9 protein-coding genes are annotated in these 14,004 nt (G+C 32.3%); 4 read left to right on the top strand and 5 right to left on the bottom strand.

Translation table 11 applies throughout. The features are described 5' to 3' along the window. Nucleotides 1-26: 26 nt before the first annotated feature. The 4 genes from creD to ATE84_RS09155 all read left to right on the top strand — a co-directional run bounded on the left by creD (nucleotide 27) and on the right by ATE84_RS09155 (nucleotide 5,387). The gene (creD, locus tag ATE84_RS09170; RefSeq protein ID WP_101447679.1) at nucleotides 27-1,382 is read left to right on the top strand and encodes a cell envelope integrity protein CreD; all 1,356 of its coding nucleotides are present in this window, start codon (nucleotides 27-29) and stop codon (nucleotides 1,380-1,382) included. 85 nt (nucleotides 1,383-1,467) lie between these two features. After that, entirely contained in the window at nucleotides 1,468-2,007 is a 540-nt protein-coding gene (gene xrtK / locus ATE84_RS09165; RefSeq protein WP_101447678.1) for an exosortase K, read from the top strand. Continuing rightward, a complete protein-coding gene (locus ATE84_RS09160) occupies nucleotides 1,991-4,816 on the top strand; it encodes an MSEP-CTERM sorting domain-containing protein (RefSeq protein WP_101447677.1) in 2,826 nt (941 codons plus the stop codon). The genes xrtK and ATE84_RS09160 overlap by 17 nt, the downstream gene beginning before the upstream one ends. A gap of 73 nt (nucleotides 4,817-4,889) precedes the next feature. Further along, a complete protein-coding gene (locus ATE84_RS09155) occupies nucleotides 4,890-5,387 on the top strand; it encodes a DUF192 domain-containing protein (RefSeq protein WP_101447676.1) in 498 nt (165 codons plus the stop codon). Nucleotides 5,388-5,505: 118 nt separating this feature from the next. On the opposite strand, the gene secDF is transcribed toward ATE84_RS09155, so the two are convergent. The 5 genes from secDF to gyrB all read right to left on the bottom strand — a co-directional run bounded on the left by secDF (nucleotide 5,506) and on the right by gyrB (nucleotide 13,638). Beyond that, entirely contained in the window at nucleotides 5,506-8,544 is a 3,039-nt protein-coding gene (secDF, locus tag ATE84_RS09150; protein WP_101447675.1) for a protein translocase subunit SecDF, read from the bottom strand. Between the two features lie 179 nt (nucleotides 8,545-8,723). Beyond that, nucleotides 8,724-9,344: a hypothetical protein gene (locus tag ATE84_RS09145; RefSeq protein ID WP_101447674.1), complete on the bottom strand. Its 621-nt coding sequence runs from the start codon at nucleotides 9,342-9,344 to the stop codon at nucleotides 8,724-8,726. Between the two features lie 248 nt (nucleotides 9,345-9,592). Beyond that, nucleotides 9,593-10,519 carry a malate dehydrogenase gene (mdh, locus tag ATE84_RS09140; RefSeq protein WP_101447673.1) on the bottom strand — a complete coding sequence of 309 codons (927 nt, stop codon included), beginning with the start codon at nucleotides 10,517-10,519 and terminating at the stop codon, nucleotides 9,593-9,595. 86 nt (nucleotides 10,520-10,605) lie between these two features. Beyond that, entirely contained in the window at nucleotides 10,606-11,607 is a 1,002-nt protein-coding gene (locus ATE84_RS09135; RefSeq protein ID WP_101447672.1) for a DUF6588 family protein, read from the bottom strand. A gap of 90 nt (nucleotides 11,608-11,697) precedes the next feature. Continuing rightward, nucleotides 11,698-13,638 carry a DNA topoisomerase (ATP-hydrolyzing) subunit B gene (gene gyrB / locus ATE84_RS09130; RefSeq protein WP_101447671.1) on the bottom strand — a complete coding sequence of 647 codons (1,941 nt, stop codon included), beginning with the start codon at nucleotides 13,636-13,638 and terminating at the stop codon, nucleotides 11,698-11,700. Between the last annotated feature and the right edge of the window lie 366 nt (nucleotides 13,639-14,004).

The following is a 14,004-nucleotide window of genomic DNA, read 5'->3' as shown; positions in this document are numbered from 1 at the left end:
ACACAATCACAATAAATATTATATCTATGGAAACCCAAAAACAAAAAAAGTCCTTTGGACAATGGTTAAAGACTTCAATTACTGTTCGAATGTTAATGGTCGGAATACTAATTTTAGTACTATTAATTCCCTTGTCCTATATTAAAAACTTAATACAAGAGCGTTCCCATAGGCAAGAAGAAGTTGTCAAAGAGATTAATCAAAAATGGGGAAATGAAGTATTATTATATGGTCCGATTCTTAAAATCCCTTATCAGATACATACCTTAAAAAAAACCTGGGATGACAAAACAAAATCATATAACGAAGAAGATATTATTACCATAAAACATGCCTTTTTCTTTCCTAATACATTAGACATAAAAGCCAATATCGAGTCCGAAACCTTAGGAAGAAGTATTTACGAGTCTGTAGTATATACATCTGACATGAAAATAACAGGTTCTTTCACTACTCCAAACTTTGAAACGCAGGATATTGCAGCAGCAGATATTTTATGGAATAAAGCTACTGTACAAGTGAACTCAACAAACTTAAAAGGTATACGAAGTAATCTTGAGTTAAAATTGGGAACAGATCAATATCCTTTACGCTCTCGATATGCACAAAACTCATATACAAATACTTTGGAAACTAAATTTCTAAAAGAAAATTCTTTACCTAAGGAGCGTACGATCGATTTTAGCCTGGATCTCCTGATTAATGGGAGTGAACAGTTACGATTTATTCCCGTAGGTCGAGAGACCAATGTATCTATGACATCAAATTGGGCTTCACCGAGTTTCAATGGCAATTATCTACCCGACACTAAGACCAAACAGATATCTGATCAAGGTTTTAAAGCTAATTGGAAAGTACTACAAATTAACAGAGAATTTGAACAGGAATTTTTTGGAGAATTACCACATATTAACGCCTCTGCTTTTGGTGTTAAATTACTAATCCCAGTTGATGAATATCAAAAAAGTGAACGTGCCGCCAAGTATGGGTATCTTGTAATTGCTCTTACCTTTTTGGTATTCTTTTTAATTCAGGCAATTAGCAAAATTCATATTCATCCTTTTCAATATTTAATGGTTGGATTAGCATTAACTATGTTTTATACATTATTGATTTCTATATCAGAACATTCAAGTTTTTTACAAGCATATGCCATAGCTGGTAGCGCAGTAGTCTTGCTAATTTCTATGTATTCGAAAGCAATACTTAGAAGCTACAAATTTATGGGATTCATTGCCGCTTCTTTAACAGCATTATATGCATTCATTTTTGTGATTATTCAATTAGAGAGTTATGCGTTATTAGTAGGAAGTATAGGATTATTCTTAATTTTGGGAGCAATAATGATGATATCTCGTAAAATTGATTGGAGGAATGATTAATCCCATTAGACACTATCTCATTAAATATATAACTTAACGAGATAGTGTCATCCATTATCATACTAATTTTATTATCCATCTCTATATGTATTCTGTTGCAAACAAAAACAATTTATACTTTATCATTTCAATAGTAATCTTTCTTTTATTGAAACTAGGCTACAAGTTTTCTGATATTACAACTCTAGGTTTTTTACTAAAACCAACAAACAAATTTGTAGAAATCCTAATGAACTCGAATTCAGTATTTATAAAAACTATTGGGCACTATCATTCTTCTTTAAATATTGTGATTGATAAATCTTGTTCTGGTTTCAATTTTTGGATACTATCATTTGTAATGATAAGCTTTTTATTATTAAAACATCTGAATACGCATTTCTTAAAAATAATATCAATTCCTATTTCTATGGTATATGCCTATGTTGTAACCATTTTTGTAAATACATCCCGAATTTTTGTTTCAATCATTATACAGCAACAAACAAATAACTTAGTAAAAGGTCAACAACATATTATTCATGAAACTGTTGGAGTAATTACTAATCTATCATTTTTGATTCTCATATACTATTTCACTAAAAAACTAACGCTTAAACATCTACATCATGAGAAACTTGCTTAACCCCAGATGGATTTTTATAATTAACACATTACCAATCGTGTTATTATTCTTCCTTTTTTCAGAAGAATATACCATTATCAAAAGTTTACTTGATCAAGAAAGTATCAAGTGTTGGAAAGTTTTTGGCAGCTCACTAATGATACTAGGTATTCTAAATCTAGCATATGCTATATACCTAACACTAAAAAAACAAAATGTTTCTTTCCTTTACGGTGTCATTGCATTGCTAAGCTATATTCCTTACATATACCTCTACAACTCATATTATGACCAAATTATTCCTTTCTCTATTCCCTCATGGATGGTTTCTAATAATATCATTTTATATGTAGGAACATTTCTGATGCCAACATTAGCATACTCCATATTTATTTTGGTCATTCATTTTACTCCAAAAGATAAAAATCATACAGCATGGAAAAACTTTTTAATTGCTATTATAACCCCTGTTTTTTGGTACGTATTCTTTCTTGTTATCCTTCCATTATGGAAACCCCTAAATAGTAATTTTGAAACCCATGCGTTAATTATTTTCATAATTAGTGGTACTATCATATTTCTTTTTTTCTTAGTCAGAGGAGTTTTTATCCTAGCCACAAAAAAAGCTACTGTCTTTCAAAAATATGAACTCGTATGGAAAATACCTATAGCGCTCGTATTTCCATTACTTGGGTTATTAATCAATAATGAAGTTCTATTTAATGATTCTGACACAGCAAATACTTTAGGGATATTTGGAGATTTCAATACTATTTGGTTTTACATTCTTGCCGTGCTTAATGGTATTCTTATTTGTTTACCTAATAAAGCTCAAAAGACTTATCAAATTCTTTTATATATAGGAAGATGTATCACCTTTATGTACACTTTCTATTTTTTCATTGTCTTTTTACCTTTTCTTCCTTTGTCAGTTATAGCTATTATAGCAATGGGATCTGGTTTTTTAATGCTTACCCCTCTTGTTCTTTTCATAATTCATATTAATGAACTTACTAAAAACTTTGCTCTTTTAACAGATTATTTCTCAAAAAACACATTGCGAATTATTTCAGTTCTTAGTTTTTTAATTATCCCTTTGTGTATTACAGTTTCTTTTATAACGGATAGAAATATTTTACATGAAACCTTAGATTATATATATAGCCCAGATTATTCTAAAACATATAAAGTCAATAAAAAATCATTGGTAAAAACACTAGAAGTTGTTAAAAAGAATCGAGAAAAAAGAAATGGAGATATGATCTTTGGTAATCAGATTCCATATCTATCATCTTATTTCAATAAAATTGTCTTAGGAAACTTAACTTTATCTAGTTCAAAAATTGACAAAATAGCACATATTTTTAACGGAATCAATGCTGAGCAAGTCACTCCAGAAAACTTAAGAAATGAAGAAGTCAATGTTTCTAAAATACAAAGCAAAAGTACTTATGACCCCATTAAAAATGTGTGGAAAAGTTGGGTTGATATAGAAATCACCAATAATAGTAATACAAATTTTGCTGAATATGCAACTACTTTTAAATTACCTGAAGGTTGCTGGATCAGTGATTATTATTTATATGTAGGTGATAAAAAAGAAATGGGAATTCTAGCAGAAAAAAAGGCTGCAATGTGGGTTTTTTCTCAAATACAAAATGAAAATAAAGATCCTGGAATTCTATATTATCTTACCGGAAACAAAGTTGCTTTCAGAATTTTTCCATTTTTCAGAAACGAAATCAGAAAAACAGGAATTGAATTTTTACATAAAACTCCAATTCAATTAACGATCGATCAAAATGTATTAACATTAGGCGACACAAATCACAAAAACATTGAAAACCCTTCTAAAGAAAAACAGGTTATATATATTTCTGCTCAACAAAAACAAAAACTCAAAAAAGTCCAACGCACACCTTATTTTCATTTTCTGGTAGATATTTCTAAAGAAAAACATCAATCTATTGATGAGTTCACCAAAAGAATTGAAAAGTTGGTCCATAAAGAAAAAACTCTTGGCGCAAATGCTCAAATCACTTTTGTTAACAGTTATATTTCGCAAGCTTCATCAAATAAAAAATGGAAAGAAGATTACCAAAATCAAGAATTTCAAGGTGGATTCTATCTAGATAGAGCAATAAAAACAACTTTATTTAATTCTTATCAAAACAATACCCACTCATACCCAATTCTGGTAGTGGTTACAGATACAATTCAAAACGCAATTCTTGATAACGATTTTTCTGATTTCAGTATGACTTTTCCAGAAAATAATCAATTTTATAATTTGTCTAAAAAAGGGGGTTTACAGCCATACTCACTTATAAAAAACCCAAGTTTCCCACTTGATGAAAAAACAGAAGTTAGATTTGATCAAAAGGTTCTCGAATATAAATATGATACTCACTCTATTGCTTACCTACCTGATAATGGAGAACCTAGTATTATCTTAAAAGATGGAATCTATAAAAATATTAAAAATACTCCCTCACAATCCCAATGGGATAAAGGATTAATGATGCAAGGGCTTTGGATTTCTCAGATCCTACATCCTGAAACATCAGATAAAGAATGGATTGAACTAGTCAAAAACAGTTTTTCTAATCATATCATGACACCTGTTACTTCATTTTTGGTAGTTGAAAATGAAGCACAAAAAGCAATTCTTAAAAAGAAACAAGAACAAGTATTATCTGGAAAAAAATCACTGGACATTGGTGATGAAACAACTAGAATGAGTGAACCTAATATAATCATAACTCTGATTTTGTTACTAATTATATTATGTTATAAAAAAAGAATAACATTAAAACACCTTCTGGGTTAGTTAATAAAAGTCGTGCTTCAGATTTTTGAAGTGCGGCTTTTTTATCTACTTTTAACCCTGTTAAAATAAACCGATGAAAAAAAGCATTTATATCTCTATCATAGCATGTGCAACACTAAGCATGTTTTCGTGCAAAACAGATTCTAAAAACAATCAGAACCTAACTAAGGAGGTCACATTTACCAAAGAAGGTGAACTTTCTTTATTTGATCTAAAGGATTCAATCCCTAATCCAATAACCAAACTAGATATCGAAATTGCCGACTCTGATTACGAAAGAGAAACGGGGTTGATGTATCGCAAATCTATGCAGAATGATCGGGGTATGTTATTTATATTTTCTGAAGAGGCTCCGCATTCATTTTATATGAAAAACACAAAATTCCCTTTAGATATCATTTATATAAATGCAAAAAACAAAGTAGTAAGTATCCAAAAAAACGCGCAACCTCTTGATGAATCTTCACTACCATCTGAAGGACCTGCACAATATGTGCTAGAAGTTAATGCCAAACTTACTGACACCTGGAATCTTAAGGCTGGTGATTCTATTTCTTTCACCAAAATGTAAAAAAAACAATTAGACCTCATAGGTTTTTAAAAACTTATGAGGTCTAAAAATAATAGTAAACAAAAATCCTTTCTAATTGCTTAGAAAGGATTTTTTGTAATTATAGATCTCAAAGAGATTACTTCTTCTCTTCAGTTTCTTTTTCTTTAGTTTTTAAACCAACTTTACGTACTGTATCATACATTACCGGAGTTGCAATAAATAGTGACGAATAGGTACCTATAATCACACCAATAATTAATGAGAACATAAACCCTCTTAAAGGTACTGCAAATATAAAGATCGCGATAAGTACCAATAATGTGGTTAAAGATGTATTTAAAGTACGACTTAATGTACTATTTAAAGCCCCATTAACACTTTTATCTAATGGCCAGGAAGTATGTTCATTTAAAAACTCCCTAATTCTATCAAATACAACCACGGTATCATTTAATGAGTATCCAATTACGGTAAGGATAGCTGCAATAAATGCCTGGTCAATTTCCATGTTAAAGGGCATAAATTTATAGGTTATAGAGAATATCCCCAGCACAATCAATACATCATGGAATACCGCTGCAACTGCACCTAAACTAAACTGCCATCTTCTAAATCTCAATAAGATATATAAGAATACAACTATAAGAGACGCAAGTACAGACCAGAAAGCTGCTTGCTTAATATCATCTGCAATTGTTGGTCCTACTTTCATAGAATGCATAATACCTACTTGCTTATCATCTCCGCCATTAGCAAACTGATCATACGTTAATCCATCTGTTAAATAAGGTTGTAAAGCTGTAAATAATTTATTTGAAATTTCTGCATCTACTTCTTCACCTGTTTCATCAACTTTATACTTTGTTGTAATTTTTAATTGATTATTTGTCCCATAGGTCTTTGCTTGTGCACTTTCAAACGCAGCAACAAGATCTTTCTCAACTACTGTAGGAACAACATCTTTTGCAAAACGAACAGTATACGTTCTTCCTCCTACAAAATCCACCCCTTGATCCAGGCCATTGGTAAATAAAGAACCAATACCAGCTACGATAATAATACCAGAAATGACGTAGGCAATTTTACGCTTCTTTAAGAAATTAACATTAACGTTCTTAAATAAATTTTTGGTTGCTCCTGTAGAAAACGCTAGTTCTTTACCATTTTTACCATAACCATCTATAAATAATCTGGTTACAAAAATCGCAGTAAACAAAGAGGTTAAAATACCTATTAATAAGGTAGTCGCAAATCCTTTAATTGGTCCAGTACCAATAACTAATAAGATAAGACCTGTAAGACCTGTAGTTATATTCGCATCAAGTATCGATGATAATGCATTACTAAATCCATCTTTTATAGCATCTACTTGAGATTTTCCTTTTGCCAGCTCTTCTCGAATTCGTTCAAATATCAATACGTTTGCATCAACCGACATACCAATTGTTAATACGATACCTGCAATACCAGGAAGCGTTAATACCGCTTTTAATCCTGCTAATACTCCAAAAATGAATAAGATATTAACTACCAAAGCTACATCTGCAAAAAGTCCCGCTTTACCATAGTAAAATACCATCCAGATCAAAATCAATACTAATGCTATTGCAAAAGACATGATACCACTATCAATAGCTTCTTGACCTAATGATGGCCCCACTACTTCACTTTGGATAATATCTGCAGAGGCTGGTAATTTACCTGCTCTTAATACATTTGCTAAATCCTGACCTTCTTCTATAGAAAAGTCTCCAGTAATCTCACTTCTTCCTCCACTAATCGCTCCTGTTGTAACACCTGGTGCAGAATATACTATATCATCTAATACCACAGCTATCTGACTGCTTTGACTAAAAGCACGACCAGTCATTTCTTCCCATTTTTTAGCTCCTTTACCATCCATTTGCATGGTAACTGTTACTTTACCTAGTTGGCTATATTCTTGTCTTGCATCTGTAATAACACCACCACTTAATTCTGGCTCATTATCTCTATTTCCTTTTATAGCATATAAATCTAAAAACTCAGAATCTTTTTCAGGTTTTCCCCAGGCAAATTTCACAAAACGCTGTTCTACCGGTAATAAAGCTTTTACCCTAGGATCATTAAGGTATGCCAAAAATTGATCTGCATTCTTCTTCTCTACAGTAGCTACTACAGGCCCTCCTTGTCTTCCTTGTCCTACAATTAGATCAAATAATGGATTTACCTGTGTTTCAATATCTGTAGAATCTTCTGCATCCTCTAATAAGTTTTCAATAGCTGCATCTGCATCAGTTGTTGTAGAATCAACTTTTGCAGTATCTACTTCTGTAGAATCTACTACTGCTTCATTAGTCTCTGCAACTTTTTCCTTTATTTTATCTACACCTTCAAGATCTTCTTTAATCAAATTATTGGCTGCAATAAGGTGATTAAAAACTTCTTCCATTTTATATACATCCCAAAATTCTAATTGAGCTGTACTAGTCACCAAACTTTTTACTCTTTCTATATCTTTAGCACCAGGAAGTTCTACCAAAATACGACCAGATTCCCCTAGACGTTGAATGTTAGGCTGTGTAACTCCAAACTTATCAATACGCTTACGCAATACTTCGAATGCTGATGTTACAGATTCATCAATCTTACGTTTCAGAATAGGCTCAACCTGTTCATTAGTCATATCATAAGTGATATCATCACTTAAGTTTTTGTTTGCAAAAATATCCGGCGATGCTAGCTTTGCATCCGGGATTTTTTCAAATTCGGTAAAGAAATCATCGATATAATTATTTTGGCTATTTTTCTGCACCTCATCGGTAGCAAGTAATGCTTGATTAAACGATGGGTCTTTAGATTTATTAGCAAGCCCACTTAAGATATCTTTTACAGAGATCTGTAGAATAACATTAATCCCTCCTTTAAGGTCAAGCCCCTTATTAAGTTCTTTATCCTTTGCATCATTATATGTAATACCGGCAAAAATTTCTTCTTTACCAATAGAATCTAAATAATTACGCTCTGCGGTCTCCCTTAATTTCGAATAGTCTTTTACGCTTTCCGGATATTTTTGCTGTGCAAAGGCTTCAGCTTCTGTCTCTTTTGTGTAGGCCATGTATGTATATGACAATTGGTAAATACATACCAAGCCAAATAAAATAGCAAATACCCTAACAAGTCCTTTATTTTGCATTATTTATTTATTTTAGTCAAATCTGTTAAAAATGAGTAATGATAATATGTACTCAAGATTTGACAATTATTTTTAATTATTTAATACTGTGTAATTAAGCTCTATCAAACTATTGATAAAAGCCTTATTTTAAAAATATGATTAGTTTTTAGGAATTCCTTAAAAGCTTTGAATTCCAATCAGGAGATTGGTCCAGCTCTTACTTCTGGAATTTTATGTGAAGTATTATCTATTGCAATTGCAATATTTGTATTTACTTTTTCGGCTATTTTTATAAGCCTATTTATACAATCGGCATCAATTTCTTTAACAAAACTATACGAATTAGAACCAGAATAGCCATCGCGTTCATGCGTTACTTCTAAAACATACTTACCATTAAAGTCAGCATCAAAATCTGTACTTTTCTGGATTTCATAAACATCAAAATTATAGTCTTTTGATTTTTTTTCTAAAGGAAATGGATTGTCATCTTCATTTTGATCATAAAAAACATGATCTAACCGCACATTTTGTTCTTCGGAAAGTATTCTTTTTATATACTCTACATCTGCATCACTATAATATGCAATCTTGAGTTTACCATCTTTTAATCCCTTTGTTATCCTGGTATACTGAACCCCAATGGATTGCAATTGTTTTTTTACAATTGTTATCGCATTTTCGGCTTCTAGAGAAGTAATTTCACTATTAACAAACTCTAATACAATTTCCTGATTAGGTACTACGGTTTGTTGCTGAATAACAACAAGTGTTGCTAAAGCAGAAATTAAAATCCCGAAGTACCATTTTTTCTTCATGCGGCAAATATAAAAAAATTAAAACTGCATTTCTTAAGTCTTGAAATAAATATCTTTTGCAATCTTCGAACATCAAAACGTATAAGTTTCAATTTTGGTATTTATCTCTATTCAAAATAACCTCAAAATCCAAATCTTGCTCTACAGTAAAGGCTTCTTAATTAAAGAAATCTAACCATACAAACGCATTAAAAACAATAAGAGCGGCATAAAAGCAGCTCTTATTAAACTTATGTATTTAGGATGTATTATAATTCTAACAATCCATTTGTCTTCTTAACACCTTCTGCACTTTCTGCAAGTTTAGTTTTTTCTGCATCGTTAAGTTCTATCTCTACAATCTTTTCGATTCCATTTCTACCTAATACAACTGGTGCACCGATACAAAGGTCATTTAACCCGTACTCTCCTTCTAATAATACAGAACAAGGGAAAATTTTCTTTTGATCACAAGCAATTGCCTGTACTAAACCAGATACTGCAGCCCCCGGAGCATACCATGCCGATGTACCTAATAATTTGGTTAATGTAGCCCCACCAACCTTAGTATCTGCAGCTACTTGTTCTATTCTTTCTTCTGAAATAAATTCTGAAACAGGCACACTATTTCTTGTAGCTAATCTTGTTAATGGCACCATACCTTTATCACTATGACCGCCAATTACCATTCCGTCAACATCAGAAATAGGAGCACCTAATGCTTCTGCTAATCTGTATTTAAAACGAGCACTATCTAAAGCACCACCCATACCAATAATTCTATTTTTAGGAAGATTGGTTGTTTTATGTACTAAATAGGTCATCGTATCCATAGGGTTACTAACCACAATAATAATAGCATTAGGAGAATGTTCTATCAAATTAGAGGATACTGTTTTAACAATTCCTGCATTAATACCAATCAATTCTTCTCTTGTCATTCCTGGTTTACGGGGAATTCCTGAAGTAATTACAGCAATATCACTTCCTGCAGTTTTAGAATAATCTCCTGTAGTACCAGTAATTTTGGTATCAAACCCGTTTAAAGAAGCTGTTTGCATCAGATCCATTGCTTTTCCTTCTGCATACCCTTCTTTAATATCTAACACTACTACTTCTGAAGCAAAATTCTTTATTGCTATATATTCAGCGCAACTAGCACCTACTGCCCCAGCTCCTACTACTGTAACTTTCATGGTATATTTTTTTGAATGTAATTAAACTTATTTATTCCGCGAAAATACGAATTCTTTGATTAATTAATTAACAAATAGAGTGTTAATTACCAGCCAAAATTAAGTCCTAGAGAAAGATTATTATAGTTTTGCAATGTATAATCCAGATTAGCTCTAAAAACACCAAATTGTACTTTTGCTCCAATTGATGCCTTAACTCCTTTTGTTTTGTTTTTCACGCTTATTGGATCTGTTACCGTTTGTGAACTCAGTGGCCCATTTTGGATTTGATAAGTACCTAATAAATTTGCATCACTAGAACCAAAATAATACCCCAGCCCTCCATAAAAGTTTAAAACTGGTAATTTGGTAGATACAATACCTGTGATTAACCATGAATTAGTATTTAGACGTACTTCCTGATCTGCACCTTCTATCCCACTACTGGCATTGATATCATAAAAACCTTTTACATTAGTATATCCCAATAGAGCTGATAGCTTAACAGGCCATCTCTTTAACGGAAAAACCCAATCGGTAAACTCATGCTGAAATGCAACACCATACAGTTGTATTTCTGCATCTTGCACTGCTTTGATCCTAGGTAAAAACCTAAGTTTTATTTCTGTACTTTTTATTAACCCCATTGATCCTTGCAAAAACCCACTTGGTAAAGAACCAATTTCAGAATCTCCGATTCCATCTGGTAAAATAACTTCTAATTCTGTGGGTAGACCTTGATTTATTACCACTACCGTTTCTTCTTGATTTACACCCAATGCATTTGCAACTACTTGACGGGTTTGCCCATCTCTAAATGTTAAATCTGTATAGTCTTGTACATTTAGAATAAAAGATTGTTTCTCTTCTCTTACAAAAGAAAGGTTACCTACGATTCCTGCTTCGAAGTGCCATAATTTCTTTGTTTCTGCTGTATTATACCAGCCATTTGACATAGCATTTACCAACGATTCTCCTGCTGGTGCAAAATAATCTTCACTAAATCTCTGGGCATTTTCAATTCCAATTTCAAGAATTTGATCGATATCTGTTTGCGAAAAAGTAGCGTGACCTAGAAGTAATGTCAACAGCAAAGTACATTTTTTCATAAGATTTGGGTTTAATAGGCATTGCAATATATAAAAAATCCGCTATACCTATTATATAGCGGATTTTTTATATAAATTTTAAACTATTGTTTATGCATCAATATTTGCATACACAGCATTCTTTTCTATAAACTCTCTACGCGGTGGTACTTCATCTCCCATTAACATAGAGAATATGCGATCTGCTTCTGTAAGGTTATCAATTGTAACCTGACGCATCGTTCTAAATTCTGGATTCATAGTAGTATCCCATAGTTGTTCTGCATTCATCTCCCCAAGACCTTTATATCGTTGTATTTTCGAACTTTCTCCAAATTCTTGTACAATCAAATCTCGTTGATCATCATTCCATGCATATTGTTTTTTGGCTCCTTTTTTCACCAAATATAATGGTGGTGCAGCTATATAAATGTGTCCTGCCTCAATCAGTTCTTTCATATAACGGAAAAAGAATGTGAGGATCAATGTAGAAATATGACTACCATCTACATCGGCATCACACATAATCACCACTTTATGATAGCGTAATTTTGACAGGTTTAATGCTTTACTATCTTCTTCGGTTCCGATAGTAACACCAAGAGCTGTAAAGATATTTTTGATTTCTTCATTTTCAAAAACCTTGTGATGCATTGCTTTTTCTACATTCAATATCTTACCACGTAGTGGAAGAATTGCCTGAAACATACGATCACGTCCTTGTTTTGCGGTTCCCCCTGCAGAATCTCCCTCGACTAGAAACACTTCACATAATGCAGGATCTTGTTCTGAACAATCAGAAAGTTTACCAGGTAAACCTCCTATACTCATCACTGACTTACGTTGAACCATTTCACGTGCTTTTTTAGCAGCGTGACGTGCCTGAGCAGCAAGGATTACTTTCTGAACAATAGTTTTTGCATCATTCGGATTCTCCTCAAGGTAATTCTCCAGCATTTCAGAAACAGCCTGTGATACTGCAGAAGTAACTTCTCTGTTTCCTAATTTGGTTTTAGTTTGTCCTTCAAATTGCGGTTCCTGAACTTTTACTGAAATGATAGCTGTTAATCCTTCACGAAAATCATCTCCAGCAATCTCAAATTTCAATTTATCTAACATCCCTGAAGCATCTGCATACTTTTTAAGTGTAGCAGTTAAACCTCTTCTAAAACCTGAAAGATGCGTTCCTCCTTCATGTGTATTAATATTATTTACATAAGAATGTAAATTCTCTGCATAAGAGTCATTATATATCATCGCCACTTCTACAGGGATATCATTTTTCTCGCCTTCCATAGAAATCACATCTGCTATAATAGCACTACGACTTGTATCAAGAAATCGAACAAATTCTTTTAATCCTTCTTCAGAATGGAAAGTTTCAGTAACATCATTACCTTCTTCATCCTGATGACGCTTATCGGTTAATGTAATTTTTATTCCTTTATTAAGGTATGCCAATTCACGCATACGACTTGCCAGAGTATCATAATTATACTCAAGAGTCTGCTGAAAAATTGTGGGATCTGGTCTAAAAGTAACTATAGTACCATTAAAATCTGTATCTCCTGTAGATTTAACGGGATATAATGGTTTACCCTTTTCATATTCCTGCTCCCAGACTTTACCATCTTTATGAACAAAAGCATGTAAGTGAGCTGATAATGCATTTACACAGGATACTCCTACCCCATGAAGACCACCAGAAACTTTATAAGAATCTTTATCGAATTTTCCTCCTGCACCAATTTTGGTCATTACAACCTCTAAAGCAGAAACACCTTCCTTTTTATGTATACCTACAGGAATACCCCTACCATTATCTCGTGTAGTAACAGAATTATCTTCATTAATAGTTACCTGTATAGCATCACAATGCCCTGCCAGTGCTTCATCAATTGAGTTATCTACTACTTCATACACCAAATGGTGTAACCCTCGAGATCCAACATCACCAATATACATCGATGGACGCATACGCACATGCTCCATTCCTTCGAGCGCCTGAATACTATCGGCGGAGTAATTATTCTTATTAGCTTCTTCGCTCATAAATCCCTTATTAATTATTTTATTTTTTGACAACAAACAAAGATAAAAAAAGAGTAAAAGGATCAAAGGATTTTACCTAGAAGGATTTAACGAGTTATCAACAATTAGTTAAGAATAGTACTAGAAAAACAAAAAACGCTCTTAAAAACGATAAAAATACCCTTAAAATGAATTTAAGATTTATTTATATTCTACAAAGGATTGTTTCAAATTGCAAAAATCATAGTTTTTATTATTGTAAATTACAAGTTTTATAATAATGCTCAAATATCTGTATGGATCAAAATACAATAAAAATCCAGACTTACTTCTCTATGATTTTTAACCTACACTTTTTTAGAATACTGTTTAGCTTCACCTTTCAAA

It is taken from the genome of Aquimarina sp. MAR_2010_214 (assembly GCF_002846555.1).
In the GTDB taxonomy this organism is placed as follows: domain Bacteria; phylum Bacteroidota; class Bacteroidia; order Flavobacteriales; family Flavobacteriaceae; genus Aquimarina.
Note: the sequence above shows the minus strand (reverse complement) of the source record. Positions and strands in the feature narration are given on the sequence as shown.

Excerpts from the sequence above, each read along its gene's own strand:
- creD (WP_101447679.1), top strand. The coding sequence starts at position 27 with ATGGAAACCCAAAAACAAAAAAAGTCCTTTGGACAATGGTTAAAGACT.
- xrtK (WP_101447678.1), top strand. The coding sequence starts at position 1,468 with ATGTATTCTGTTGCAAACAAAAACAATTTATACTTTATCATTTCAATA.
- ATE84_RS09160 (WP_101447677.1), top strand. The coding sequence starts at position 1,991 with ATGAGAAACTTGCTTAACCCCAGATGGATTTTTATAATTAACACATTA.
- ATE84_RS09155 (WP_101447676.1), top strand. The coding sequence starts at position 4,890 with ATGAAAAAAAGCATTTATATCTCTATCATAGCATGTGCAACACTAAGC.
- secDF (WP_101447675.1), bottom strand. The coding sequence starts at position 8,544 with ATGCAAAATAAAGGACTTGTTAGGGTATTTGCTATTTTATTTGGCTTG.
- ATE84_RS09145 (WP_101447674.1), bottom strand. The coding sequence starts at position 9,344 with ATGAAGAAAAAATGGTACTTCGGGATTTTAATTTCTGCTTTAGCAACA.
- mdh (WP_101447673.1), bottom strand. The coding sequence starts at position 10,519 with ATGAAAGTTACAGTAGTAGGAGCTGGGGCAGTAGGTGCTAGTTGCGCT.
- ATE84_RS09135 (WP_101447672.1), bottom strand. The coding sequence starts at position 11,607 with ATGAAAAAATGTACTTTGCTGTTGACATTACTTCTAGGTCACGCTACT.
- gyrB (WP_101447671.1), bottom strand. The coding sequence starts at position 13,638 with ATGAGCGAAGAAGCTAATAAGAATAATTACTCCGCCGATAGTATTCAG.